At 36.0% G+C, this 23,363-nt stretch carries 34 protein-coding genes, 1 pseudogene and 1 riboswitch; of the genes and pseudogenes, 31 read left to right on the top strand and 4 right to left on the bottom strand.

Features of this window, described 5'->3' with window-relative positions; all coding sequences use genetic code 11:
- Nucleotides 1-111: 111 nt before the first annotated feature.
- Nucleotides 112-1,818, bottom strand: coding sequence for an ABC transporter substrate-binding protein (locus tag NE544_RS09105; protein WP_256269106.1), 1,707 nt, complete (start codon nucleotides 1,816-1,818; stop codon nucleotides 112-114).
- A gap of 254 nt (nucleotides 1,819-2,072) precedes the next feature.
- Here NE544_RS09105 and pta point away from each other — a divergent pair, with 254 nt between their 5' ends.
- The gene (gene pta / locus NE544_RS09100) at nucleotides 2,073-3,044 is read left to right on the top strand and encodes a phosphate acetyltransferase (RefSeq protein ID WP_256269105.1); all 972 of its coding nucleotides are present in this window, start codon (nucleotides 2,073-2,075) and stop codon (nucleotides 3,042-3,044) included.
- An 85-nt stretch (nucleotides 3,045-3,129) separates the two neighbouring features.
- On the opposite strand, the gene mgtE is transcribed toward pta, so the two are convergent.
- Both mgtE and NE544_RS09090 read right to left on the bottom strand, forming a co-directional pair.
- Nucleotides 3,130-4,470 (bottom strand): magnesium transporter, encoded by a 1,341-nt coding sequence (gene mgtE / locus NE544_RS09095; protein WP_256269104.1) that lies wholly within the window; start codon nucleotides 4,468-4,470, stop codon nucleotides 3,130-3,132.
- Between the two features lie 118 nt (nucleotides 4,471-4,588).
- Nucleotides 4,589-4,755: riboswitch (M-box (ykoK) riboswitch) on the bottom strand.
- A gap of 69 nt (nucleotides 4,756-4,824) precedes the next feature.
- Nucleotides 4,825-5,724 (bottom strand): annotated as a pseudogene (locus NE544_RS09090) (LysR family transcriptional regulator).
- Nucleotides 5,725-5,815: 91 nt separating this feature from the next.
- On the opposite strand from NE544_RS09090, the gene NE544_RS09085 reads away from it, so the two are divergent.
- Nucleotides 5,816-6,502, top strand: a complete 687-nt coding sequence (locus NE544_RS09085) for an AzlC family ABC transporter permease (protein WP_256269103.1) — start codon at nucleotides 5,816-5,818, stop codon at nucleotides 6,500-6,502.
- On the top strand, nucleotides 6,495-6,797 hold the full coding sequence (locus NE544_RS09080; RefSeq protein ID WP_118114938.1) for an AzlD domain-containing protein: 303 nt from the start codon (nucleotides 6,495-6,497) through the stop codon (nucleotides 6,795-6,797). The genes NE544_RS09085 and NE544_RS09080 overlap by 8 nt, the downstream gene beginning before the upstream one ends.
- 22 nt (nucleotides 6,798-6,819) lie before the next feature.
- Here NE544_RS09080 and NE544_RS09075 read toward each other — a convergent pair whose 3' ends face one another.
- Nucleotides 6,820-7,584: a bifunctional 2-polyprenyl-6-hydroxyphenol methylase/3-demethylubiquinol 3-O-methyltransferase UbiG gene (locus NE544_RS09075; RefSeq protein WP_118114939.1), complete on the bottom strand. Its 765-nt coding sequence runs from the start codon at nucleotides 7,582-7,584 to the stop codon at nucleotides 6,820-6,822.
- Between the two features lie 137 nt (nucleotides 7,585-7,721).
- Between NE544_RS09075 and NE544_RS09070 the strand changes: the two genes are divergently transcribed.
- The 28 genes from NE544_RS09070 to rpmJ form a co-directional block, all read left to right on the top strand.
- The gene (locus NE544_RS09070) at nucleotides 7,722-8,861 is read left to right on the top strand and encodes a GDSL-type esterase/lipase family protein (RefSeq protein WP_256269102.1); all 1,140 of its coding nucleotides are present in this window, start codon (nucleotides 7,722-7,724) and stop codon (nucleotides 8,859-8,861) included.
- Nucleotides 8,862-8,997: 136 nt separating this feature from the next.
- The gene (locus NE544_RS09065) at nucleotides 8,998-9,885 is read left to right on the top strand and encodes a Gfo/Idh/MocA family protein (protein WP_256269101.1); all 888 of its coding nucleotides are present in this window, start codon (nucleotides 8,998-9,000) and stop codon (nucleotides 9,883-9,885) included.
- Complete coding sequence (locus NE544_RS09060) at nucleotides 9,882-10,676, top strand: glycoside hydrolase family 25 protein (RefSeq protein WP_256269100.1); 795 nt, start codon at nucleotides 9,882-9,884, stop codon at nucleotides 10,674-10,676. Before NE544_RS09065 ends, NE544_RS09060 begins: the two co-directional genes overlap by 4 nt.
- Before the next feature lie 184 nt (nucleotides 10,677-10,860).
- Nucleotides 10,861-11,031 carry a hypothetical protein gene (locus NE544_RS09055; RefSeq protein WP_256269099.1) on the top strand — a complete coding sequence of 57 codons (171 nt, stop codon included), beginning with the start codon at nucleotides 10,861-10,863 and terminating at the stop codon, nucleotides 11,029-11,031.
- A complete protein-coding gene (pepI, locus tag NE544_RS09050; RefSeq protein WP_256269098.1) occupies nucleotides 11,022-11,885 on the top strand; it encodes a proline iminopeptidase in 864 nt (287 codons plus the stop codon). Before NE544_RS09055 ends, pepI begins: the two co-directional genes overlap by 10 nt.
- A gap of 334 nt (nucleotides 11,886-12,219) precedes the next feature.
- Complete coding sequence (gene rpsJ, locus NE544_RS09045) at nucleotides 12,220-12,531, top strand: 30S ribosomal protein S10 (RefSeq protein ID WP_003864845.1); 312 nt, start codon at nucleotides 12,220-12,222, stop codon at nucleotides 12,529-12,531.
- Nucleotides 12,532-12,545: 14 nt separating this feature from the next.
- Nucleotides 12,546-13,238 carry a 50S ribosomal protein L3 gene (rplC, locus tag NE544_RS09040; RefSeq protein ID WP_040466218.1) on the top strand — a complete coding sequence of 231 codons (693 nt, stop codon included), beginning with the start codon at nucleotides 12,546-12,548 and terminating at the stop codon, nucleotides 13,236-13,238.
- On the top strand, nucleotides 13,238-13,867 hold the full coding sequence (gene rplD / locus NE544_RS09035) for a 50S ribosomal protein L4 (RefSeq protein ID WP_117572723.1): 630 nt from the start codon (nucleotides 13,238-13,240) through the stop codon (nucleotides 13,865-13,867). Before rplC ends, rplD begins: the two co-directional genes overlap by 1 nt.
- On the top strand, nucleotides 13,867-14,160 hold the full coding sequence (gene rplW, locus NE544_RS09030; protein ID WP_003864842.1) for a 50S ribosomal protein L23: 294 nt from the start codon (nucleotides 13,867-13,869) through the stop codon (nucleotides 14,158-14,160). Before rplD ends, rplW begins: the two co-directional genes overlap by 1 nt.
- Nucleotides 14,161-14,218: 58 nt before the next feature.
- The gene (gene rplB / locus NE544_RS09025; RefSeq protein WP_118114943.1) at nucleotides 14,219-15,052 is read left to right on the top strand and encodes a 50S ribosomal protein L2; all 834 of its coding nucleotides are present in this window, start codon (nucleotides 14,219-14,221) and stop codon (nucleotides 15,050-15,052) included.
- Between the two features lie 18 nt (nucleotides 15,053-15,070).
- Nucleotides 15,071-15,346 carry a 30S ribosomal protein S19 gene (rpsS, locus tag NE544_RS09020; RefSeq protein ID WP_117572729.1) on the top strand — a complete coding sequence of 92 codons (276 nt, stop codon included), beginning with the start codon at nucleotides 15,071-15,073 and terminating at the stop codon, nucleotides 15,344-15,346.
- A gap of 14 nt (nucleotides 15,347-15,360) precedes the next feature.
- Nucleotides 15,361-15,696: a 50S ribosomal protein L22 gene (gene rplV / locus NE544_RS09015; protein WP_117572731.1), complete on the top strand. Its 336-nt coding sequence runs from the start codon at nucleotides 15,361-15,363 to the stop codon at nucleotides 15,694-15,696.
- A 10-nt stretch (nucleotides 15,697-15,706) separates the two neighbouring features.
- A complete protein-coding gene (gene rpsC / locus NE544_RS09010) occupies nucleotides 15,707-16,519 on the top strand; it encodes a 30S ribosomal protein S3 (protein ID WP_118114944.1) in 813 nt (270 codons plus the stop codon).
- Nucleotides 16,519-16,935, top strand: a complete 417-nt coding sequence (rplP, locus tag NE544_RS09005; RefSeq protein WP_003864837.1) for a 50S ribosomal protein L16 — start codon at nucleotides 16,519-16,521, stop codon at nucleotides 16,933-16,935. The genes rpsC and rplP overlap by 1 nt, the downstream gene beginning before the upstream one ends.
- The gene (rpmC, locus tag NE544_RS09000) at nucleotides 16,935-17,135 is read left to right on the top strand and encodes a 50S ribosomal protein L29 (RefSeq protein ID WP_003864836.1); all 201 of its coding nucleotides are present in this window, start codon (nucleotides 16,935-16,937) and stop codon (nucleotides 17,133-17,135) included. Before rplP ends, rpmC begins: the two co-directional genes overlap by 1 nt.
- A 13-nt stretch (nucleotides 17,136-17,148) precedes the next feature.
- Nucleotides 17,149-17,406, top strand: coding sequence for a 30S ribosomal protein S17 (rpsQ, locus tag NE544_RS08995; RefSeq protein WP_117572735.1), 258 nt, complete (start codon nucleotides 17,149-17,151; stop codon nucleotides 17,404-17,406).
- Between the two features lie 18 nt (nucleotides 17,407-17,424).
- Nucleotides 17,425-17,793: a 50S ribosomal protein L14 gene (gene rplN, locus NE544_RS08990; RefSeq protein WP_003864834.1), complete on the top strand. Its 369-nt coding sequence runs from the start codon at nucleotides 17,425-17,427 to the stop codon at nucleotides 17,791-17,793.
- Nucleotides 17,794-17,806: 13 nt separating this feature from the next.
- A complete protein-coding gene (gene rplX / locus NE544_RS08985; protein WP_118114945.1) occupies nucleotides 17,807-18,127 on the top strand; it encodes a 50S ribosomal protein L24 in 321 nt (106 codons plus the stop codon).
- Nucleotides 18,128-18,138: 11 nt separating this feature from the next.
- Nucleotides 18,139-18,678, top strand: coding sequence for a 50S ribosomal protein L5 (gene rplE / locus NE544_RS08980; protein WP_003864832.1), 540 nt, complete (start codon nucleotides 18,139-18,141; stop codon nucleotides 18,676-18,678).
- A gap of 13 nt (nucleotides 18,679-18,691) precedes the next feature.
- Entirely contained in the window at nucleotides 18,692-18,877 is a 186-nt protein-coding gene (locus NE544_RS08975; protein WP_003864831.1) for a type Z 30S ribosomal protein S14, read from the top strand.
- 15 nt (nucleotides 18,878-18,892) lie between these two features.
- Entirely contained in the window at nucleotides 18,893-19,288 is a 396-nt protein-coding gene (gene rpsH / locus NE544_RS08970) for a 30S ribosomal protein S8 (protein ID WP_117572739.1), read from the top strand.
- 25 nt (nucleotides 19,289-19,313) lie between these two features.
- Complete coding sequence (gene rplF / locus NE544_RS08965; protein ID WP_256269097.1) at nucleotides 19,314-19,859, top strand: 50S ribosomal protein L6; 546 nt, start codon at nucleotides 19,314-19,316, stop codon at nucleotides 19,857-19,859.
- 21 nt (nucleotides 19,860-19,880) lie between these two features.
- Nucleotides 19,881-20,237, top strand: coding sequence for a 50S ribosomal protein L18 (gene rplR, locus NE544_RS08960; RefSeq protein ID WP_118114947.1), 357 nt, complete (start codon nucleotides 19,881-19,883; stop codon nucleotides 20,235-20,237).
- A gap of 11 nt (nucleotides 20,238-20,248) precedes the next feature.
- Entirely contained in the window at nucleotides 20,249-20,758 is a 510-nt protein-coding gene (gene rpsE / locus NE544_RS08955; RefSeq protein ID WP_117572743.1) for a 30S ribosomal protein S5, read from the top strand.
- A 15-nt stretch (nucleotides 20,759-20,773) separates the two neighbouring features.
- On the top strand, nucleotides 20,774-21,211 hold the full coding sequence (gene rplO / locus NE544_RS08950; protein ID WP_117572744.1) for a 50S ribosomal protein L15: 438 nt from the start codon (nucleotides 20,774-20,776) through the stop codon (nucleotides 21,209-21,211).
- Nucleotide 21,212: 1 nt separating this feature from the next.
- Nucleotides 21,213-22,508, top strand: a complete 1,296-nt coding sequence (gene secY / locus NE544_RS08945; RefSeq protein ID WP_256269096.1) for a preprotein translocase subunit SecY — start codon at nucleotides 21,213-21,215, stop codon at nucleotides 22,506-22,508.
- A gap of 19 nt (nucleotides 22,509-22,527) precedes the next feature.
- Nucleotides 22,528-23,178, top strand: coding sequence for an adenylate kinase (locus tag NE544_RS08940; RefSeq protein ID WP_117572748.1), 651 nt, complete (start codon nucleotides 22,528-22,530; stop codon nucleotides 23,176-23,178).
- A 134-nt stretch (nucleotides 23,179-23,312) separates the two neighbouring features.
- A partial coding sequence (gene rpmJ / locus NE544_RS12325) for a 50S ribosomal protein L36 (protein WP_217256559.1) occupies nucleotides 23,313-23,363 on the top strand: 51 nt, incomplete at its 3' end.

Raw genomic sequence — 23,363 nt, 5'->3', positions numbered from 1 at the left:
AGTCAAAAGCGATAGCTTGAACGAAGTGAAAGCAGCGCCTTGAGACGCGAGCTGGTAGTAAAGGCTTATAGCCGCAGAGAAAACCACGCCTTTTAAGCGTGGTTTTTATTGTTATTCGATTGTAGCTTTGTCTAACGCTTTAACGAAGTCATACAATGCAGCTGTATCTAAGTTTTTGATCTTTTTGTTGTATAGATCATAGTAGCTTAAACCATTGATTGCTACATATGGACATAAAGCAGAAACTTTTTCGTAAACTTCTTTATAAGCAGCAGTACTTGCAGCTTGATCAGTTGTGTGCAATGCAGTATCTAATAATGCATCTAAATCAGGATCTGATAAACGAGCTGTATTATCTGTTTGACCAGTTTGGCATAATAAGTTAATACCAGTGTCATCACCTGAACCAAATTGCCATCCCATGTAAGATACTTCCCAATCGTTAACTGTATCATCACCTTGAACAGTCGCAACCATTGTGTTGAATTCACTTAAGTTTGTTTTGAAATCAACGCCAAGTTCTTCGCCCCAAGCTTTTTCTAGCATTGGAAGCATTGTATCTAATTGATCTTTACCTTTTGTAGAAACCATACGAACAGTTAATTTCTGTCCATCTTTTTCACGTTTTCCATCACTTCCAACAGTCCATCCAGCATCATCTAAGATTTGTTTAGCTTTTTCGATATCATAATCATAGTAAGTCATGTTGTCATCTTTTTCTTTACCAGTAATGATATCACCTAATTGTGATGAAATTGGGTTAGCCATTAATACTGGAACGAAACCAGGTTGAGTTTTCTTAACATCCTTACTTCCTTTAGAGAATGAGTAGTAGCTATCAACAAATGATTGACGGTCAATCGCATAAGTTAATGCTTGACGTACAGCAGGATCTGCAGTGGCTCCAGCTTCACAGTTGTAAATAAAGTATTGCATTGAGCTTGATGCGTAGTTGTTGTAAGTTAAGTTCTTATCTAAACTAGCTGTACCAACTTTGTCGGCATTATCAGCTTGTGGTAATAAATCAACAGTTCCTTTTTGAAGTTCTTGAAGTTCTGTTGAAGTATCACAAATCTTCATTACAACGTTATCAATTTGATATTCTCCATCTTTAGCTTTAAATTTATCATTCTTAACAAATGTGGCAGCTGAATCTTTTTGGAAGTTTTTCAATACATATGGTCCAGTACCAATTGGTTCACTAGCCTTGTCTTCAAACATCTTTGTATCACCTTTTTTGTATTTCTTGAATTGTGAATTAGAGATGATTGGGAATGTACCAACTTGGCTGATGGCATCGATTCTTGGTGTTGCCAAGTGGAAAGCAACTGTATAATCATCGATTTTTTCAACACCGCTTAGAGTTTCGGCATCTCCATCGTGATATTCTTTATAACCTTCTAAGTAATCAACGTATGTTGAGAAACGACCAGTATAGCTTGGGTCAGCCATAGCTGTAAATGTCAATACAACATCATCTGCATCCAATTTAGAACCATCAGAGAATTTCACTCCTTTTTTCAATTTGAATGTTAATGTTGATCCATCCTCACTAATAGTTGGTTGTTCAGTCGCAAGTACTGGTTGTAATTGATTATCACGATCATAGCTCAACATACTTTGATAAACCATTTCAATAACGTAATCATCATATACAGTTTGATAATACAATGGAGAGAAAATTCCATTGAAACCTGTGTTTAAGCCCACTGTCAACGTTTTACCATTTGCACCAGATGATCCACTAGCACAACCAGTCATCATTGCAGCTGCCATACATACGGCACCGGCCTTTTTTAAATAGTGACTTGTTTTCATAATTTGCACCTATCCCTTCTTGTGATGTCACTAGTGTAAAACTTTACAATGAAAAATGCAAGCATAATTTACATTATTTTACATTTGTGTGTAAAATAATTACATTTTATACATAATGTATATATAATATGAACAATATGTTGTTTAACGTACACACATTTTATGAATAAACTATGAGAAAAAGTTCACATTGTTTTTGTGGTAAATAAAGCATTTTTGGACTATACTTTGATAGAAAAGAGGTAGTTAAAGTTATGATTATTGATGAATTAGAAAAAAAGGTCCAAGGAAAGGGAGTACGAATCGTATTTACCGAAGGTTGGGATCCACGTGTACAAAAGGCAGCTATTGATTTGAAAAATAATGATGTTGTTTGTCCAGTATTATTAGGAACTCCAGAAGAAATCGCTGGTTGTGCACAAAAGAACAGTTTAAATGTTGAAGGAATCGAACAAATCGATCCAAATAATTTCGAACATATGGATGAAATGGTTCGTAAAATGGTTGAGTTACGTCGTGGTAAAATGGACGAAGAAAAAGTTCGTAAAGCATTGAAGAGCACAAACTATTTTGGAACTATGTTAGTTCAAATGGGATATGCTGATGGATTATTAGGTGGTGCTACATATTCTACAGCGGATACTGTACGTCCTGCATTACAATTAGTAAAAGCAGCTCCAGGAAACAAATTAGTTTCTTCTTGCTTCATTTTAATTAAAGAAGAATCTCAATTGATTATGGGTGACTGCTCAATTAACATCAACCCTAACACAGATGATTTAGTAGAAATCACAATGCAAACAGCTAAGTCAGCTCGTCAATTTGGTGTAGAACCAAAAGTTGCATTATTATCATATTCAACAATGGGTAGTGCAAAAGGCGAATGTGTTGCTAAGATGACTGAAGCAAGTGATCGTTTGCGTCGTATTGCTGATTTCGATATTGATGGAGAAATGCAATTTGACTGTGCAGTAAGTGAAGAAGTTGCTCGTTTAAAAGCTCCTAATTCAAAAGTTGCTGGACATGCAAATACTTTTATCTTCCCTAACTTGTCAAGTGGAAATATTGGATACAAGATTGCTGCTCGTTTAGGTGGATATGAAGCAGTTGGACCAATCTTACAAGGATTGAACGCACCAATCAATGACTTATCTCGTGGATGTACTTCAGACGAAATCTACAAGATGGCAATTGTAACTGCTGCTCAAAAAGATATGGATATCTAATTTAAATAATTATATTTTTCGATAAAAGAATCTCAATTGAGGTTCTTTTTTTCGTGCTATGAAAAAAGAGATGATTTCTCATCTCTTAAACTACGATATTAAAAACATGTACTGCAATATTGAAATAAACTAGAATAGAGCAAGTATCCACAATTGTTGTGATTAATGGACTGGCCATAATAGCTGGATCTACACCAATCTTATTTGCAAATAATGGAAGAATACAACCAATTAATTTGGCGATAATGACGACAACCATTAATGAAAGAGCAACAACGATTGCGATATTAAAGTTTTGGTATTGAATGAAAATACGTAAACCATTAGCTGCAGCTAAAATAAATCCAACAACAAGTGAAATTCTAAATTCTTTAAACATAACTTTAAAAATTTCTTTAAAATGAATTTCTCCCAAAGCTAAACCACGAATAATCAAAGTTGAACTCTGTGATCCACAGTTTCCACCTGTATCCATCAACATTGGAATAAAGGATACAAGTAATGGTACAGCGCTAAAGGCATTTTCATATCGAGTAATAATGCTTCCGGTGATTGTGGCAGAAAACATCAAAACGAGTAACCATAAAATACGGTGTTTTGCCTGTTGCCAAACCGTAGTTTCAAAATATGTTTTTTCATTGGGTTCCATGGCAGCCATACGAGAAATATCTTCGTTGGTTTCATCAACCATAACATCCATGGCATCGTCAAATGTAACAATACCGACAAGACATCCATCACTATCAAGTACGGGCATCGCAATCAAGTCATATTTTCTAAATAAGTGAGCAACCTGCTCCTGATCTGTATGAGTGTGTACAGAAATAATGTTCGTATTCATTAGATTTGTGATATTTTCATCATCATCACTCGTCATTAAGCTTTTAGCTGTCACAATACCCATCAATCTTTTATTTTCAGTGACATAACAAGTATAAATTGTCTCCTTATGGATACCAATCTCTTTAATATGGTTCATGGCCTGTTTTACAGTCATTGTTTTTTTCAATGTGACATATTCAGTTGTCATGATGGAACCGGCACTGTCTTCAGGATATTTTAAAAGTTTGTTGATGGTTGAACGCTTATTTGAATCTAAGTTTTTCAAAATACGCGTTACTAAGTTTGCCGGTAGATCCTCTAACATATCTACTGTATCATCCATATAAAGATCATCTAATAGTTCTTTTAATTCAGTTTCTGAAAACATGTCTACCAGATATGTCTGCATCTTCGAACTCATGCATGAGAATACATTGGCAGCTTTTTCTTTAGAAATTAAACGGAATGCCAAAGCACATTCTTTCGCATCTAACTCTTCTAAAAAGGCAGCTGTATCCATATCGTTCATTTCGGAAAGTATATTTTGTGCAGTTTTGTATTTTTTGTCTTGTAGTAATTGAATGAATTCTTCTTTGTTCATCATAATTATGTACCTCTGCTTTCTTTAAATAATTCAAACTATTCCCATCCGGATCCGTACACATACAAGCCTCACCTCCTTATATAAAGAAAACGCCATTGCCTAAACAATGACGTCATTAACCTAAGTATCACCGTTCAAGCTTTAGTATCACAGGGCATATTAATTACATTAAGCCAAGCCTTTGCGACTTAGCCTGCTGACCAACGAGTCGTGTCTCCACAACTTTGCGGCAGTAATCTTAGGAAATCCAAATCCCTGCGGTAACCTCACCTACCGTATATCTTTATGTACGTGAAAAGAATAATATAAATTAGTAAGTGAGTCAACCTTAACAGTATAAAAATTATGTTAAATCTATATAATATGAAAACTATCCTTATTTTTAAGAATTTCTGGTGTCTTTCTAAGAATGAAATCTAGAAATGTCTTACCTGCATAAGATAAAGTATCGTAATTATTATAGGCAATGCCAACATGACGGAATAGATTTTCTTGTATTGGAATCAAACACAAATCGTCATAATCACTTAAAGCATTTTGATAAAGTATGGAAATACCTAAGTTCTGACGAATCATAGCTAAAATAGTAAAGTCATCATATACTTTGTGTTTAATCTGTACGTGTAATCCTAGATTTTGAAATGTTTTTATTGGTAAAGAATATTCTCACTCATCCAATTGAATAAAAGGATATTTTGCGATTTGTTTCATACTTAATACTTCATAATTAGCTAACACATGACTTTGTGGCACCAATGCAAACATTTCATCATAATACAATTCTTGATATTGAACTCGATGGATGGCATCAATACAAGTGAATCCTAAATCAAGACTTCCTTCTAATAATTGTTGTTCAATATTTGTATATTCACTTTGATACAGTTCAAATTGTATGTTTGGATACATTTCAATGAATTCTTCCATTAATGAAGGCAAAAGATGTCGAGATACACTTGTGAATGTACCAATTCTTAATGTGACTTGGTCCAACCCTTTCATTTCCTGCTTTTTAGTACGAAGATTATCAAGACTTGCCTGAACAGATTTTAAATAGGGAAGATATGCAAGTCCATCTTTACTAAGAATGACACCACTTTTTTGTCGAATGAATAAAGTGGTTTCTAATTCTTCTTCTAAAGATTTTATTGTTTGAGAAACTGCACTTTGTGAATAGCCAAGATCTTTAGCAGCTTGACTAATTGTTTTTGTTTCTAATACTTTGAAAAAAATATCATATTTTGTTAGATTCATATCTATCACATTTCCTTATGGAAGTATTATAAATATTTGATTTACAAATAACAATACAGTCCTTATAATGCAAAAAAATGGGAGTGAGATTATGGAGTTTAAAAAAGGAATCAAAGATAGTATTCCAGTTGGACTAGGATACTTTGCAGTTTCCTTTTCACTTGGAATCATCGCAAAAAATGTAGGTTTATCACCGATACAAGGCTTTTTGACTAGCCTATTCATAAATGCATCGGCAGGAGAATATGCGGTCTTTTTAATGATTAGTACTCATGGTACTTTCATTCAGATGGTTATCATGACTTTAGTCAGTAATGCTCGCTATTTCTTAATGAGCTTTGCGCTAAGCCAAAAAATCGAAGAAAAAACGAATCTGCTTCACAGGATGTGTATTGGTTTTGATTTAACAGATGAATTATTTGGCTTGGCAATCAATCACGAAGGGAAAGTGAATCATAAATATATATATGGTACATATTTGGTGGCACTTCCATGTTGGGCATTCGGAACTGCGTTAGGAATTATGGCCGGAAATAGTCTTCCTACAAAAATTGTAGCGAGTTTAAGTGTTGCGTTATACGGTATGTTTTTGGCTATTATTATTCCTCAGGCAAAAAAAGATCGTGTGATTGGACTACTCATTATTATAAGCTTCTTATTGAGTTACATTTGTAAGGATGTGCCAATCTCAGGTGGAACAAGAACCATTTTATTAACAATCATAATTTCAATGGCAGCGGCCATTATAAAACCTAGAAAGAAGGAAGAAAATGTCTAATCCAATGATGTATGTAGCTACAATGGCGGTTGTCACATATTTGATTCGTGTCTTGCCGTTAACGCTTTTTAATAAACCTATTACCAATATATATGTTCAGTCATTTCTATATTATGTTCCGTATGTGACTTTGGCTGTGATGACTTTTCCTACTATATTATATGAAACTAATTCTCAGTTAGCAGGACTTGCAGCGCTAATAGTTGGAATTATGTTGGCTTGGAAAGATAAAGGCTTATTTCAAGTATCCATTGCATGTTGTTTAATCGTTTTAACAATGGAATATATAATATGAAAATAATGCCACAAAAGTGACATTATTTTTTTAGTATATCTATTGTATGTGAACTTGCACCAATTAGCTCTTGTCTTTCACAAGTGGCAAGATGATATTTGATGAACAATTCAAATGTTTCATCATCCATCTTATTTAAAATTGGGCGCATATAATCACTTGGGCCATCAGCGGCAATAATTTGGATTCGTTCTAAACCAACATCTTCATTTAATTGATTGATTGTATCTAGACGAATGTAACTATATAAATCATCTATATTTGTTTGTGTTTGAAATGTTTCATCGAGTTTTTTTGCTGCTAATGATTCTTTGATATGTCCATCTCTAAAACCATGAACAAGAACGCTATATTCATTCATAACGTAAGCTACAAAAATAATTCCATCTTTTTTTGTAACGCGTTTAGCTTCGGATAATGCTTTTAATTTATCTTCATAACTAAATAAATGGTACATGGGACCAAATAGTAGGGTGATGTCAAATGTGTTATCTTGATATCTTGATAAATCTAAAGCAGTTCCTTGATAGGCTTTCACATTGCTTTTTTTAGCTTTTAAAACACCAAGATTATATTTAACAAGTTCAATCGCATCGACTTGATATCCTTCATTACTTAAGGCAACGCTATACCTGCCGGTTCCGGCTCCAATATCCAATATGCGATCTTCAGACTTTAAATATTTATGGATGTATTTCATGCTTGTTGTATATTCTACTTGACCGTGTCTTGATAGTAATCTTTTATCTTCACAAAATTTACCGTAATAATTTTCTAATTTACTCATGCATTATTTCCTCGACTTCTTTAATATAATAAGGTATATGTTTGGATTTTTGCAACGTTTCATGTATGATTATTTGTGGATAAAAACATAAGTGTTAATGATGTAGAAATAGATAATAAATAATTTGGAGGTTAACTATGGAAAAAGAATATAAAGCAATATATGGACAGGCAATGTCGATTGTTACACATAAACCAAGTCAATATGCTAAAAATATTACATTACGCTATCCTATGAAATCTACATTTGAAGGAGACAAGGTGCGTATCTGTTTAGATAACTTTACAGGAAAAGAAGGCGTGGTCTTTGATTCAATCACAATTGGACGAGTTATTAGTGGACGTGATTTAGATCCAACATCCATTGTGGATATTACTTTTAATGGTTCAAAAGGACTTCATCTTGATGTGGGAGAACAATGTTATAGTGATCCATTAGATTTTAAAGTGCATGAACAAGAAACTATTGCAATTAGTTTCTATTTAAAAGAATTCACCCATTTACGTTGTGGCGTATATACACAAGGACCATTAAGTACGGGTTATTTTGGAGAAGGTGATTTTTCTCATGCAGGTATTATGGATCATGCTTCAAGCATGAAGACGCCATGGGTGTTTTTCTTAAGCGAAGTGGCTGTTTTGACAGAAGCAGAATATAAAGTTATTACTTGTTATGGTGATTCTATTACTTCGCAGGATTGGCCTGATTATTTACAGAAGTTAATGTGGGAAAATAATAAAAAAGTGTCTGTGGTTCGAAAAGCCGTTAGTGGTACACGTATTTTAAGACAATATTCTTGTATACAGTATGAAGCATATGGATTAAAAGGAGATTATCGATTTGGTCACGAGATGCATGTGGCTGGGAGTGATACTTTAATTATTCTGCAAGGAATAAATGATATTATTCATCCAGTCGGTGTTGAAAAGAATGAATTTAGACCATGGCAAGATCTTCCGTCAAGTCAGGAATTGATTGAGGGCTTAAGAAAATATGTAAAGCACGCGAAATCATTAGGAATGAAAGTCTATATTGGGACGTTGATTCCGATTGAAGGCTGGCGTACTTATGCATATTTTAGAGAGAACTTGCGTAATGAAGTCAATGAATGGATTCGTACAACGGATGAAATTGATGGCGTAATTGATTTTGATAAAGATATTTGCGATGGACATAAAATGCAAGATGCATTTGATAGTGGAGATCACTTACATCCAAGTGATGAGGGATATGCGCAAATGGCAAAAACCGCATACAATAAGATGTCCATGGAGTAATTCCATGGACATTCTTCATATATAAAAGAAATAGGCAGGAAGAGATAAGTATAGTGAGTAAATGAGGTAACTGCTTATTTCTATATATACAATAAGGAAAAGAGCTTAAAGTAATCTTAAAAAGAAGGTGAATAGAATGGTACAAATTGGAGTTTATGGCTTAGGTGGTATTAGCCGTCGCGTAATACAAGGTGTTTTGTTTTCGCGTAATGCGAATCTATATGCAGTGTGTTCTTCTAGTATAGAAAAAGCGGATGCTTTTAAAGAGGAGTATGGGGCAAAAAAAGCTTACGATAGCTATGAGGAGATGTTGAAGGATGTAAATTTAGATATGGTATATATTTGTACGCCAAATTATTTACATGCTAAACATATACACATGGCTTTGGCAAATCATAAACATGTAGTTTGCGAAAAACCAATGTGTGTATCTAGTGAAGAATTACATGCATGCTTTGATTATGCACACCAACAAAACTGCTTTTTAATGGAAGCCCATAAAACGGTTTTCACACCATTAAATCAAAAATTATTTGAAATGATTTCAAATGAAGAAATTGGTGAAATAAAATCAATGGATGCTCAATATGCAACAAAACTGACAGAAACAATTTCAGACTGGCATTTTAACCAGCCAGGATCTGGATGTATGTTTGATATTGGGGTTTACCCTATTTGTTATGCAAATAGAATGGCGAATAGCTCAATATTGAAAGTATCTCGATTTCAGGATGAAGCTTTGATTGAATATGAAAATGGGTGCGTGGCACATATCGCAACAAGTTGGGATGTGGATATGGAAAATACAGCTCATATATATGGTACAAAGGGTAGCGTTACTTGTAAGAATTTTTGGAAGAATACAGAACTTGTAATGAATGATAAAAAGATTGTGGTAGAACAGAAATCGGATTTTACTGGTGAAATCGAACATGCGTGTACTTGTATAGAGAGTGGTTTGATTGAAAGTCCTATAATGTCAAGAAATGCAAACTTAGAAATTCTTAAGGTCATTGGGGTATGAGAAGAAAAGTTAAATTAAGTAGAATTTTAATTCTTATATTGATTCCTATTTTAATTGTGAGTGGTAGTGTTTATGTGATTTACATGTTGTTTACACAAGAAGAATCGGTAATAGAAGAAAAGAGCTATTATGATTTAAATTTATTTTCTTTGGAAAATGGATTAATGACATATAAAGATTCTTTGTATAAGGTATCCACTGGAATTGATGTATCAAGTCATAATGGAGCTGTTGACTGGGCAGCTGTAAAGGCGGATGGGATTGAGTTTGCGATGTTAAGAATAGGGTATCGTGGTGCCCAAGAGGGAATCTTACATGAAGATGAATATTTTAATACAAATATTCAACAAGCTATTCAGAATCATCTTAAGGTAGGTGCTTATTTTTTCTCGAGTGCAATTTCGGCTGAAGAGATTGATGAAGAAGTAGATTTAGTGTTGAATAAAATTAAGGGATATAAGATTCAAATGCCAGTTGTTTATGATATGGAAGAATTTGATCAGGGTGGAAGAATTGATGATTTGTCTCTAGAACAAAGAACGAAGCTGGCTCTACGGTTTTGTAAAAAGATCAAAGAAGCTGGATATCAACCGATGATATATGGAAATATGACTTGGTTATATCAAAATTATGATTTTGAAAGAATATCAAAATATCCGGTTTGGCTAGCAAGTTATTCAATAAGTTGTCCGATGGAGGATAAATTTGATATGTGGCAATATTCAAATAAAGGTCAAGTGAATGGAATAGAAGGAGATGTGGATATGAATATATATCTACAAAAGAAATGATATGATAGATTTTGAAAAAATCGAAAAGTAATGCGATGAAATTCGCAAAATTAACACAAAGTATATTGAAGGATTTGTAGATGAACTTTCAAAAAAGGGATTTGTTGATAAAATAATAAAGCGTCATTATGGAAATGTAGATTTTTATTTAAACGATTTTTTGTTGAGAGAAGATGCTTTAACTATGGAAAATGGTTGTAAGGATGAATACTTAAGTGATTTCTTTGAATACTTTTTCATATGTAAGTGTATGTGGAGCACACCGGATACAATTCGTGTTAATAAGGAATATTGGATAGATTGTTGCAGTGAATATAATGATGGAATAAGTGAATGGTGGTTAAAATGGAAATAAATGATGGATATATGCCGTTTAAGGGCTTTAAAACATACTATCGAATTGTGGATGGAGGAGATAAAACTCCATTGATTTGTTTACATGGAGGACCAGGATCAACACATAATTATTTTGAAGTGTTGGATTGTATTGCTAAGACGGGAAGAAAAGTGATTATGTACGATCAACTTGGTTGTGGTAAATCATTTGTAGAAGGTCATGATGAATTGTGGAATCAAGATACGTGGATGGAAGAGCTTGTTGCGTTGATGGAGTATTTAAATATTGAATCTTGTCATTTGTTGGGACAATCCTGGGGTGGTATGTTAGCCATTGCCTATGCGATTGAAAAGAAAAGTGTGAGATTGAAGTCTTTAATTCTTTCGAGTACATTATCTTCAGCTTCACTATGGGCTAAAGAGCAGCATCGTATGATTTCATTTATGTCGGATGATGAGCAACAAGCAATTTTAAGTGAAGACTATGAATCTGATCAATATCAATTGGCTAATGAGCATTATATGCAGCTTCATTGTGCAGGGCCATTTGATGAAAATACGCCAGAATGCGTTAAAAGAGAAAAGAAAGCTGGGGCTCGTGCCTATTTAATTGGCTGGGGACCTAATGAATATACTCCGCTTGGAACTTTGAAGGATTTTGAGTATACAAATCGATTGAACGAAATTCAAGTTCCGGCACTAATAATAAGCGGAACGAATGATTTATGTACACCATTAGTTGCCAAAACTATGTATGATGGAATCAAAAATGCAAAATGGCATTTAATGCCAGGATGTCGTCATATGTGTTTTGTGGATGATCATGATACATATTGTCACAATTTAGAGGATTGGTTAGCGTCTGTTGATTAAAAACAGATGCTTTTTTACATGTTTTGAAAAAATAGGTGTATTTTTATTGTTTAAAACAATATTTGTGACCCACTGAAATCAGTTGTCACAGTTCTTTTTTGGAAACAGTTAAAAAAATAAAAAATAAAACGTGTTAAAACACGATAAATAAGGGCTTTAAAAGAATTATTAAATTTTTTTAATTTAGGGGTTGAATGCATGAAATATATGTGTTAGAATACAAGAGCTTGCGATGAAGTGCGAGGTTGCTGACCCACTGAGAACCGTTGTCATGGGTGTGGCCAGGTAATTCGTATGGAGCATGTTTATCTAGAATAAACGAAAGGAGTTAAACATGGCAAAAAATACTATGAGAATTCGCTTAAAGGCGTATGAGCACAGAATCTTAGATGATAGTGCAAAGAAAATTGTCGAAGCTGCGACAAAACACGGAGCTAAAAAGGTTGTAGGACCAGTTCCATTACCTACTGAAAAACAGGTAGTAACAATTCTTCGTGCGGTTCACAAATACAAAGATTCACGTGAACAATTTGAAATTCGTACGCACAAGCGTTTGATTGAGATTGTTGCACCAAACAAGGAAACGATTGATTCTTTACAAAGACTTGAACTTCCTAGCGGTGTCGACATCGAAATTAAACTTTAATGGAGGTGTCAATGATGAAAGGACTATTAGGAAGAAAATTAGGAATGACACAAGTCTTCACTGAAGATGGTGTATTGATTCCGGTAACTGTAGTTGAAGTAACACCAAACGTTGTTTTACAAAAGAAAACAGTTGAAACAGATGGTTACAACGCAGTTCAATTAGGATTTGAAGAAATCAAAGAAAAACGCACAACTAAAGCAAACATCGGACACTGTAAAAAAGCAAATACAAGTCCAAAGCGTTTCATTAAGGAAGTGCGCGACTGTGACATGGACGTAAACGTTGGAGATTTAGTTAACGTTGATATCTTTGCTGCAGGAGAAACAGTAGATGTAATCGGTACAAGTAAAGGTAAAGGTTACAATGGTACAATCGTTCGTAACAATGCTCACCAAGGTCCAAAGACTCACGGTGGATCTAAGAACATTCGTCACATCGGTTCATTAGCTACAAACGGTATTACTTCACGTCAAGGACGTATTATGAAGGGTACTATCATGGCTGGTCAAGAAGGTGGATATACTACTACAAACCAAAACTTGACAGTTATTAAAGTTGATACAGAAAACAACTATATGTTAATTAAAGGTAACGTTCCTGGACCTAGAAAAGGTTGCGTAATGGTACGTACTGCTAAAACTAGCAAGGGAGATAAAGAACCTGTTACTTTAGTTGACTATACTGCAAATAAGGAGGTTCAATAATGGCTACTATCGACGTAATTAACCAAGCTGGTGCAGTTGTTGGTTCAATCGAATTGAACGACGCTGTTTTCGGAATTGAACCACACCAACAGGCTATGTATGATGCATTAGTAATGCAAATGGCAAGCCGTCGTCAAGGAACTGCTGACACTAAGGGTCGTAGCGAAGTTTCTGGTGGTGGACGCAAGCCTTACCGTCAAAAAGGTACAGGACGTGCTCGTCAAGGTTCTATCCGTGCTACTCAATTTAGAGGCGGTGGAACTGTATTCGGAGCTACTCCACGTAACTATGCATACCGCATTAACAAAAAAGTTCGCCGTTTAGCAGTTAAATCTGCATTGAGCGAAAAAGTTCAAGAAACAGCATTCAGCGTTTTGGATAAATTTGAAATTGCTGAACCAAAAACAAAAACATTTGTTTCAATTATTGAAGCTATCCAAGCGCCTAAGAAAACATTGTTTGTTGTTGCAGATAGCGAAGATGCAACAAACGTTTACTTATCAGCACGTAATATTGCTGGAGCTACAGTAATGTCTGCTTCTGCAATCAACACTTATGATTTAGTAAATGCAAACAAAGTTGTTATGACAAGCGCTGCCGTAAAACAAGTTGAGGAGGCATTGGCATAATGAAAGATTACAGAGACGTAATTATCCGCCCAATCATCACTGAAGCAACTATGAAGATGATGGCTGAAGATAACAAAGTAACTTTTGAAGTAGTTAAGGGTGTTAGCAAAATCGAAATTGCTAAAGCTGTTGAAGCTGCATTCAATGTAGAAGTTGTAAAAGTAAATACAATGAATTGCAAACCAAAAACAAAACGTGTAGGTCGTTATGTTGGAAAAACAAGCGCTGTACACAAAGCTATTGTAAAAATTAAAGAAGGACAAACAATCGAATTGTTCGGTTCTGAAGAATAATCAGGGAGAAGACGCTATTTCCTGAATAAATATTGCGATAAGGAGGAAAATTAAGTTTATGCCAATTAAGAAGTATAAACCAATGACACCTGGACGTCGTGGAATGACAACTTTGGCTAAAGATGAAATCACATCATCTAAACCAGAAAAAAGTTTGTTAGCTCCATTGAAATCTAAAGGTGGAAGAAACAACACAGGACGTATTACTACACGTCACCAAGGTTCTGGTCACAAAAGAACTTACCGTATCATCGATTTCAAACGTAACAAAGACAACGTGCCTGCACGTGTTGCTACAATCGAATACGATCCAAACCGTTCAGCAAACATTGCATTGTTAAACTATGCTGACGGTGAAAAACGTTATATCATCGCTCCAAAAGATTTGAAGGTTGGTATGACAGTTGTATCAGGAGCAGAAACAGATATCAAAATTGGTAACTGCTGCGAAATGAGAAACATGCCTGAAGGTACATTCATTCACAACGTTGAATTGAAACCTGGTAAAGGTGGACAGATGGCTCGTAGTGCTGGATGTTCAGCTCAGATCTTAGGTATTGAAGAAAAATATGTAACTTTACGTTTAGCTTCTGGTGAAGTTCGTAAAGTGTTGGCTAATTGCCGTGCTACTGTAGGTACAGTTGGTAATGAAGATTACAGCTTAGTTAACTATGGTAAAGCAGGACGTAACCGTTGGAGAGGTATTCGCCCAACTGTTCGTGGTTCTGTAATGAACCCTAATGATCACCCTCATGGTGGTGGTGAAGGACGTACTCCTATCGGACGTAAATCACCAATGACTCCTTGGGGTAAAAAAGCATTGGGTGTTAAAACTCGTCGTAACAAGAAGGCTAGTACAAAATTAATTGTACGTCGTCGTAATGGTAAGTAGGCAAGGAGGTAAGATACAATGAGTCGTAGTTTGAAAAAAGGACCTTTCTGTGATGACCATTTGATGAAAAAGGTTGTTGCATTAAACGAAGCCGAAAAAAAAGAAGTTATTAAAACTTGGAGCCGTCGTTCTACAATCTTCCCTCAATTTGTTGAACACACATTTGCCGTTTATAACGGTAAGGAACATGTTCCTGTTTATGTAACAGAAGACATGGTTGGACACAAATTAGGAGAATTCGTTCCAACACGTAAATACACTGGTCATGGATCAGATGATAAGAAATCTAGATAGTAGGAGGAGAAGAAATGGAAGTAAAAGCTACCGCAAAAACTCTACGTATTCAACCTCGTAAAGCAAGACTAGTCTTAGACTTGATCCGTGGAAAAGACGTAGAAGAAGCAGCTGCTATTTTGAAATTCTTACCTAACAAAGGTGGATACCTTGTTGGTAAAGTATTACACTCAGCTGTTGCTAACGCAGTTAACAATAACGATTTAGATGAAAGCAAGTTATATGTGAAGGCTTGCTGGGCTGACGAAGGAATTACTTTGAAACGCTTCATGCCTCGTGCGAAAGGTAGTGCGAGTGCTATTCACAAACGTACAAGCCACATTACAGTTGTAGTGGCTGAAAAAGAGTAGGAGGTAAGCTATGGGACAGAAAGTAAGTCCAATTGGAATGCGTGTCGGAGTCATTCGTGACTGGCAATCAAGATGGTACGCTGACGATAAAGAATTTGGAACATTATTAATGGAAGATGTTAAGATTCGTGAATTGGTTGAAGCATACTACGCTAAATTATCAAACGAAGCTGTCGACAAACGTAAGGCAGACCCTCAAATCTCTCGTATCGAAATCGAACGTACTAAGGGTCGTATGACAGTTATCATCCGTACTGCTCACCCTGGTGTAGTAATCGGTCAAGATGGAAAATCAATCGAAGGATTGAAAAAACAAGTTTCAAAAATCGCTTCTGCAAAGAACGTACAAATTAACGTTGTAGAAGTTGCTAATCCTAACTTAGATGCTCGTTTAGTAGCTCGTTGGATTGCTAACGAATTGGAAGGACGTAAATCTTTCCGTGCAACTCAGAAAAAAGCTATTCAAAACACTATGCGTGCTGGTGCAAAAGGTATCAAAACTGCTGTATCTGGACGTCTTGGTGGAGCTGATATGGCACGTACTGAAGGATATTCAGAAGGAGTTGTTCCTTTACATACACTTCGTAGTGATATTGACTATGCTTGGGAAGAAGCAGCGACTCAATATGGTCGTTTAGGTGTAAAAGTTTGGATCTGCCGTGGTGAAGTATTACCTGGTGAAATGGTTAAAGAACCAGAAGCTCCAAAACAACGCCCAATGCGTAAAGGAAAAGGACGTCGTCGTCCAGATGCTCGTTCAAACCGTGCCCCTAAAGATGCTGCTAAAGCTGCAGCACCTGCAGAAAAAGGAGGTAACGAATAATGTTAATGCCTAAACGTACAAAGTATCGTCGTCCTCACCGTTTGAGCTACGAAGGTCGTTCAAAAGCAGGTCGTACTATTGACTTTGGTGAATATGGATTGGTTGCTGAATCAGGAAACTATGTAAGTAACCGTCAAATTGAAGCAGCCCGTATTGCTATGACACGTTATATGAAACGTGGAGGAAATGTTTGGATTCGTATTTTCCCTCACATGGCACGTACTAAAAAACCTCTAGAGGTTCGTATGGGTTCTGGTAAAGGTGCTCCTGAAGGATGGGTAGCAGTAGTTCAACCAGGACGTGTAATGTTCGAAGTTGGTGGAGTAAGTGAAGAAGTAGCTCGTGAAGCTTTACGTCTTGCTGCTCACAAATTACCAGTTAAGACTCGTTTTGCTAGAAAAGGAGAAGTGAAGTAATGTTAGCTAAAGAAATCCGCGAAAAAACAAATGAAGAGCTTCTTCAGGAAATCGATACGCTTAAAGATGAACTTTTTAACCTTCGTTTCCAGCAAGCCACAGGACAGTTAGAAAATACAGCTCGTTTAAAAACTGTTAAGAAAACAATTGCTCGTATTAAAACTGTATTGACAGAGCGTGAAAACGCTGGCCAAGAGTAGGGAGGACGTATCTATGGAAAGAAACGCTCGTAAAGTATACCGTGGTACAGTTGTGTCTGATAAAATGGACAAAACTATCACAGTTATGGTAGAAACTAAAAAAACACACCCATTATATGGTAAACGTGTTAAATATTCTAAGAAATTTAAAGCTCACGATGAAAACAACGAAGCACGTATCGGAGATAAAGTAGTAATTATGGAAACTCGTCCATTATCTGCTACAAAACGTTTCCGTTTAGTTGAAATCGTTGAAAAGGCTCGTGGTTAATACTAGGAGGAGAAAGCAATGATTCAAAACGAAAGTCGTATGCGCGTTGCTGACAACACTGGAGCTAAAGAAGTTTTAGTTATCCGTTGTTTAGGTGGTAGCGTAAGAAAATTTGCAAACATCGGTGATGTCGTTGTATGTGCTGTTAAACAGGCTACTCCTGGTGGATCCGTAAAAAAAGGTGATGTAGTTAAAGCCGTAATCGTACGTACACGTCGTGGTGTTCGTCGTGAAAACGGAACTTACATCAAATTTGATGATAACGCATGTGTAATCATTAAAGATGACAAGACGCCAAAGGGAACTCGTATCTTCGGTCCAGTTGCTCGTGAATTACGTGACAAAGACTTCATGAAGATCGTATCTCTTGCGCCAGAAGTATTATAGGAGGTGTGTCTAAGTGAGAATTAAAAAAGGTGATAAAGTAAAAGTTATTACAGGTGCTTACAAAGGCACAATCGGTGAAGTAAAAGCTGTATTCCCTAAGGAAGACAGAGTTATCGTTGAAGGTGTTAACATGGTTAAAAAACACTTGAAACCAACTCAAGCAAATCCAGATGGTGGAATCATTGAAAAAGAAGCTAAAATTCACGTTTCAAATGTAATGCTTTATGATGAAAAAGCAAAAGTTGCTAGCCGTATTACAACAAAAGTTGAAGTTGTAGATGGTAAAAATGTAAAAACACGCGTCTTCAAGAAGAGCGGTAACGAAGTGAAGTAGGAGGGTAGAAGATGAATCGTTTACAAGAAAAATATAAAAACGTAGTTGTCCCTCAAATGATGAAAGATTTCGAATACAAATCTGTCATGGAAGTACCTCACGTTGAAAAAGTAGTTATTAATATTGGTGTAGGTGATGCTATCACTAACGCTAAATTATTAGACGAAGCTGTTGAAGAATTGACAGCTATCACTGGTCAAGCTCCAGTTGTAACAAAAGCTAAAAAATCAATTGCGAACTTCAAATTGCGTGAAGGTATGCCAATTGGATGTAAAGTTACTTTACGTAAAGAAAAAATGTATGAATTCTTAGATAAGTTATTCAACATTTCATTACCTCGTGTACGTGACTTCCGTGGAGTTAGCGATACTAGTTTCGATGGTCGTGGAAACTATACATTAGGTATTAAAGAACAAATCATTTTCCCTGAAATTGATTTCGATAAAGTAGACCGTACTCGTGGTATGGACATCGTAATCGTTACATCAGCGAAAACAAACGAAGAAGCAAAGGCATTATTAACTCAAATGGGTATGCCTTTCAAAAAGTAGGAGGAGCTTTTAAATGGCAAAGAAATCAATGATTAACAAACAACAGCGTCCTCAAAAATTTAAAGTTCGTGAGTACACTCGTTGTGAACGTTGTGGTCGTCCACACTCTGTATTAAGAAAGTACAAATTATGTCGTATTTGCTTCCGTGAATTGGCTTACAAAGGTCAAATTCCTGGAGTTAAAAAGGCTAGTTGGTAAGGAGGTATATTGCATATGATTATGACTGATCCTATTGCGGATATGCTGACTAGAATCCGCAATGCTTTGCAACAAAAGCATGCCTCTGTCAGTATGCCAGCGAGCAATGAAAAGAAAGCAATTGCTCAAATTTTGAAAAACGAAGGTTTCATCGTAGACTTCAACGTTGAAGGCGATGTTAAGAAAACTTTGAACATTGAATTGAAATACGGACCTAACAATGAAAAAGTTATCAGCGGTTTACGTCGTATTTCTAAACCTGGTCTTCGTGTTTACGCTAAAGTTGAAAACTTACCTAGCGTATTAAACGGATTAGGTATCGCAATCATTTCTACAAGCAATGGAATGATGACTGACAAAGAAGCAAGAAAGAACCACTTAGGTGGAGAAGTTATTGCTTACGTTTGGTAATATATATATAGGAGGATAAAACGTAATGTCACGTATCGGGAATAAACTGATTACCGTTCCTGCAGGAGTTACCGTTGAAGTAGCTGCTGGGAATGAGGTGACTGTTAAAGGACCTAAGGGTTCTTTAACACGTACATTCTCTTCTTTGATGGAAATCCACGTAGAAGATAATGTTGTCACTGTAAAACGTCCAAATGACGAAAAACACACAAAACAATTACACGGAACAACTCGTGCTTTGTTACACAACATGGTAGTTGGTGTATCTGAAGGATTCACTAAAGAATTAGAATTAGTTGGTATCGGATTCCGTACAGCAATGAAAGGAAACGTATTAACTTTAAACGTTGGATATTCTCACCAAGTTGAGATGCCAGTTAAAGAAGGCTTAGAAGTAACTTGTCCAACTGCTACAACTATCAAAGTTGCAGGTATCGATAAACAAGAAGTTGGAGAATTTGCAGCAAATGTTCGTGCTGTTCGTAGACCAGAACCTTACAAAGGAAAAGGTATTCGCTATGTTGGTGAAATCATCCGTCGTAAGGAAGGTAAAACAGCAGGTAAGAAATAGTAGTGGGAAAGGAGATCAAAAATGTTTACTAAAGTATCACGTAATGAAACTCGTGTACGTCGTCACAAACGTGTACGTACAAAAATTAGCGGAACTCCAGAATGCCCACGTTTATGCGTATTCAGAAGTAACGCACACATCCATGTTCAAATCATTGATGATGTTAACCAAAACACATTGGTCAGTGCTTCAAGTGTTGACATGAAATTAGAAAATGGTGGAAACGTGGAAGCAGCTCGTTTGGTAGGAACTGAAATTGCTAAGCGCGCACTAGAAAAGAATATTAAAGAGGTTGTATTTGACCGTGGCGGATATGTTTACACTGGTCGTGTACAAGCTTTGGCAGAAGCAGCTCGTGAAGCTGGCTTGGAATTTTAGGAGGTCGCACAATGGCAATGGATAGAAAACCAAAAAGAGACCAAAAAGAATTTGAAGAACAAGTAATCTCAATCAACCGTGTAACTAAGGTAGTTAAAGGTGGACGTCGTTTCCGTTTTGCTGCATTAGTTGTAGTTGGAGATCGTAAAGGCCGTGTAGGTATTGGTACAGGAAAAGCTAACGAAGTTCCTGATGCAATCAAAAAAGCCGTTGAAGATGCTAAGAAAAACATCTTCACAGTACCAGTAATCGGTACTACAATCCCTCACGAAATCACTGGTAGATATGGTGCAGGATCTGTATACATGCGTCCAGCTATCGAAGGTACTGGTGTTATCGCTGGTGGTGCAACTCGTGCAATCCTTGAACTTGCAGGTATCTCTGATATCTTAACTAAATGTTTAGGATCACGTACAAAAATCAACGTCGTTCGTGCAACAGTTGATGCATTACAGAACTTAAGAACTGTAGAAAGCGTTGCTGCGCTTCGTGGTAAGAAGCCAGAAGAAATTCGCGGGTAATAGGAGGTAAATCAGATGAAATTACATACAATGAATTTAGCCGAAACTCGCACAGAACGTAACCGTGTTGGTCGTGGACCTGGAAGCGGAAACGGAAAAACTAGCGGTCGTGGACAAAAAGGTCAAAAATCAAGATCAGGTGGAGGAGTTCGCTTAGGTTTTGAAGGTGGTCAAACACCATTAGCAAGACGTTTACCAAAACGTGGATTCACTAACTTCAATCGTAAAGAATATGCTATCGTTAACGTTGAAACATTAAATCGTTTTGAAGATGGAGCAACTGTTAATGCAGCAGCTTTAATTGAAGCTGGTATTATTAATAAAGAACTTTCTGGACTTAAAGTTTTAGGTAACGGTGAGTTAACTAAAAAATTAACTGTTGAAGCAGTTAAATTCTCTAAGTCAGCTAAAGAAGCAATTGAAAAAGCAGGCGGAAAAGTAGAGGTTCTATAATATGGCAGGCAAGATAAAGGCAATGTGGACGAATAAGGATATCCGCAATAGGATTCTATTCACCCTATTTGCCTTTCTTGTCTATCGTTTGGGATCAGCCATTACTGTACCTGATGTAAATACAACAGATTTAGTAAATGGTCTTGGGGAAAACTCATTGTTCGCAATGTTAAATCTATTAGGAGGTGGAGGACTTGAACAGTTCTCTGTCTTCGCTTTAGGAGTTACTCCCTATATCACAGCTTCTATCATTATTCAGTTATTAAGTATGGACGTTATTCCTCACTTAACAGAGTTGAGTAAAGCAGGGGCTAATGGTCGTAAAACATTAGACAAGTACACAAGATATCTTGCGGTCGTGTTTGCCTTTGTGCAATCATTCTCATTGGTATATGGTTTCTCAAAAGCATATACAGGTTTGATTGTCGGCGGTGTTACAATCAGTAAGATTTTATATATTGCAACAATATTTGCAGCAGGAAGCATGTTTTTAGTGTGGATTGGAGACCAAATTTCCATGAAAGGTATCGGAAATGGTATTTCCATGGTAATTATGGCTGGTATTGTTGGGCGTATGCCGCAACAATTCTCTAATGCATGGTCAAGCTTAATTTCAGGTGAGTCTGCGCCTTCCTATGGGGCTTGGTTATTTGCTGCGTATATATTAATATACTTATTAATTATTATCTTTGTTACGTTGATTAATACAGCGGAAAGAAGAATTCCAATTCAATATACGTCAAGTTCAATTTCATTGAGCAAACCAAGTGAAGCAAACTACTTGCCATTGAAAGTCAATTCAGCAAGTGTTATTCCAGTCATCTTTGCTAGTTCATTGATGATGGCACCAATTCAAATTGCTTCATTCTTTCCATCAAATGATTTCATTAAAGAAATGCAAAAATGGTTAGGATTGCAAACATGGTATTCACTTGTAATTTATGTATTATTGATTTTATTCTTTACATTCTTCTATACGAAGATGCAAATTAATCCAGAAAAAGTTGCTGAAAACTTGGGTAAATCCGGATCATATATTCCTAGTGTTCGACCAGGTTCGGAAACAAAAGACTATATTAACCGTGTTTTATCAAGAATTACAGTATTAGGATCTGTTGCTTTAGCATTTATTGCTGTTATGCCACATGTCATGCCATTAATTTGGCCTGATCTTCCAAGCTCAATGGCTTTGGGTGGAACAGGAATGATTATCGTTGTTGGTGTTGCTATTGAAACAGTACGTCAAGTACAAGGATTGATTACTCAAAAATCTTACAAGAAATATTACGAAGACTAAGATCTTCAGGAGAATAGATATGAATATATTTATTATGGGAGCTCCTGGTTCTGGTAAGGGAACATTCTCTACTAAGATCAAAGAAGAATTCAATTTGAATCATATTTCTACAGGAGATATTTTCCGTGCAAATATTGCTGGTGGAACTGAATTGGGTCTACAAGCAAAAGCATATTCTGAAAAAGGTTTATTAGTACCTGATGAAATCACAAACAAAATGGTTAAGGATTACTTAAACACTTTGGAAGATAAAAAGAACGGATATTTATTAGATGGATATCCAAGAACTTTGGCTCAGGCAAAAGCTTTTGAAGAAATGACGAATGGAACAGATTTAGCAGTTGAAAAAATTGTTTATATGGATGTTCCATTTGACGAATTAACTCGTCGTATTACAGGTCGTCGTACTTGTAAAAATTGTGGAGAAATTTACAACATCTATTCAAAACCAACAAAAGTTGAAGGTGTATGTGATGTTTGCGGTGGTGAATTAACACAACGTAAAGATGACAACGAAGAAAGCTTAAAGGTTCGTTTAGATGAATATGCAAAGAATACTGAACCAGTAATTGCATATTATGAAGAAAAAAATATGGTTTCAAGAATTGATGCGTCAAAATCTATGGAAGAAATTTGGCCAGAATTAAAAGAAGCCTTGAAAAACAAGTAAGTTGCGCTTATAATATATAAGCGCAACTTTGCTTGCGATTTATACATTCACGTTTCTGTTAAAATCCGCATGTACACATACGCATTTTAGCAGGGCCATTAAAATACGTGAATCATTACGTAGGAGGAAGAAAGATGAAAGTAAGACCATCTGTTAAACCAATCTGCGACAAGTGTCGAGTAATT

The organism is Holdemanella sp. MSK.7.32, from assembly GCF_024460475.1.
Taxonomy (GTDB): domain Bacteria; phylum Bacillota_I; class Bacilli_A; order Erysipelotrichales; family Erysipelotrichaceae; genus Holdemanella.
Note: the sequence above shows the minus strand (reverse complement) of the source record. Positions and strands in the feature narration are given on the sequence as shown.

Excerpts from the sequence above, each read along its gene's own strand:
- rpsE (WP_117572743.1), top strand. The coding sequence starts at position 20,249 with ATGGCAATGGATAGAAAACCAAAAAGAGACCAAAAAGAATTTGAAGAA.
- rpsS (WP_117572729.1), top strand. The coding sequence starts at position 15,071 with ATGAGTCGTAGTTTGAAAAAAGGACCTTTCTGTGATGACCATTTGATG.
- rplP (WP_003864837.1), top strand. The coding sequence starts at position 16,519 with ATGTTAATGCCTAAACGTACAAAGTATCGTCGTCCTCACCGTTTGAGC.
- rpsJ (WP_003864845.1), top strand. The coding sequence starts at position 12,220 with ATGGCAAAAAATACTATGAGAATTCGCTTAAAGGCGTATGAGCACAGA.
- NE544_RS08940 (WP_117572748.1), top strand. The coding sequence starts at position 22,528 with ATGAATATATTTATTATGGGAGCTCCTGGTTCTGGTAAGGGAACATTC.
- rplB (WP_118114943.1), top strand. The coding sequence starts at position 14,219 with ATGCCAATTAAGAAGTATAAACCAATGACACCTGGACGTCGTGGAATG.
- rplE (WP_003864832.1), top strand. The coding sequence starts at position 18,139 with ATGAATCGTTTACAAGAAAAATATAAAAACGTAGTTGTCCCTCAAATG.
- rplW (WP_003864842.1), top strand. The coding sequence starts at position 13,867 with ATGAAAGATTACAGAGACGTAATTATCCGCCCAATCATCACTGAAGCA.
- NE544_RS09085 (WP_256269103.1), top strand. The coding sequence starts at position 5,816 with ATGGAGTTTAAAAAAGGAATCAAAGATAGTATTCCAGTTGGACTAGGA.
- rplC (WP_040466218.1), top strand. The coding sequence starts at position 12,546 with ATGAAAGGACTATTAGGAAGAAAATTAGGAATGACACAAGTCTTCACT.
- rplD (WP_117572723.1), top strand. The coding sequence starts at position 13,238 with ATGGCTACTATCGACGTAATTAACCAAGCTGGTGCAGTTGTTGGTTCA.
- rplO (WP_117572744.1), top strand. The coding sequence starts at position 20,774 with ATGAAATTACATACAATGAATTTAGCCGAAACTCGCACAGAACGTAAC.
- rplN (WP_003864834.1), top strand. The coding sequence starts at position 17,425 with ATGATTCAAAACGAAAGTCGTATGCGCGTTGCTGACAACACTGGAGCT.
- NE544_RS09070 (WP_256269102.1), top strand. The coding sequence starts at position 7,722 with ATGGAAAAAGAATATAAAGCAATATATGGACAGGCAATGTCGATTGTT.
- NE544_RS09060 (WP_256269100.1), top strand. The coding sequence starts at position 9,882 with ATGAGAAGAAAAGTTAAATTAAGTAGAATTTTAATTCTTATATTGATT.
- NE544_RS08975 (WP_003864831.1), top strand. The coding sequence starts at position 18,692 with ATGGCAAAGAAATCAATGATTAACAAACAACAGCGTCCTCAAAAATTT.
- rpmC (WP_003864836.1), top strand. The coding sequence starts at position 16,935 with ATGTTAGCTAAAGAAATCCGCGAAAAAACAAATGAAGAGCTTCTTCAG.
- rpsH (WP_117572739.1), top strand. The coding sequence starts at position 18,893 with ATGATTATGACTGATCCTATTGCGGATATGCTGACTAGAATCCGCAAT.
- pepI (WP_256269098.1), top strand. The coding sequence starts at position 11,022 with ATGGAAATAAATGATGGATATATGCCGTTTAAGGGCTTTAAAACATAC.
- NE544_RS09055 (WP_256269099.1), top strand. The coding sequence starts at position 10,861 with ATGGAAAATGGTTGTAAGGATGAATACTTAAGTGATTTCTTTGAATAC.
- rplF (WP_256269097.1), top strand. The coding sequence starts at position 19,314 with ATGTCACGTATCGGGAATAAACTGATTACCGTTCCTGCAGGAGTTACC.
- pta (WP_256269105.1), top strand. The coding sequence starts at position 2,073 with ATGATTATTGATGAATTAGAAAAAAAGGTCCAAGGAAAGGGAGTACGA.
- rpsC (WP_118114944.1), top strand. The coding sequence starts at position 15,707 with ATGGGACAGAAAGTAAGTCCAATTGGAATGCGTGTCGGAGTCATTCGT.
- rplR (WP_118114947.1), top strand. The coding sequence starts at position 19,881 with ATGTTTACTAAAGTATCACGTAATGAAACTCGTGTACGTCGTCACAAA.
- rplV (WP_117572731.1), top strand. The coding sequence starts at position 15,361 with ATGGAAGTAAAAGCTACCGCAAAAACTCTACGTATTCAACCTCGTAAA.
- rpsQ (WP_117572735.1), top strand. The coding sequence starts at position 17,149 with ATGGAAAGAAACGCTCGTAAAGTATACCGTGGTACAGTTGTGTCTGAT.
- NE544_RS09105 (WP_256269106.1), bottom strand. The coding sequence starts at position 1,818 with ATGAAAACAAGTCACTATTTAAAAAAGGCCGGTGCCGTATGTATGGCA.
- NE544_RS09080 (WP_118114938.1), top strand. The coding sequence starts at position 6,495 with ATGTCTAATCCAATGATGTATGTAGCTACAATGGCGGTTGTCACATAT.
- mgtE (WP_256269104.1), bottom strand. The coding sequence starts at position 4,470 with ATGATGAACAAAGAAGAATTCATTCAATTACTACAAGACAAAAAATAC.
- NE544_RS09075 (WP_118114939.1), bottom strand. The coding sequence starts at position 7,584 with ATGAGTAAATTAGAAAATTATTACGGTAAATTTTGTGAAGATAAAAGA.
- secY (WP_256269096.1), top strand. The coding sequence starts at position 21,213 with ATGGCAGGCAAGATAAAGGCAATGTGGACGAATAAGGATATCCGCAAT.
- NE544_RS09065 (WP_256269101.1), top strand. The coding sequence starts at position 8,998 with ATGGTACAAATTGGAGTTTATGGCTTAGGTGGTATTAGCCGTCGCGTA.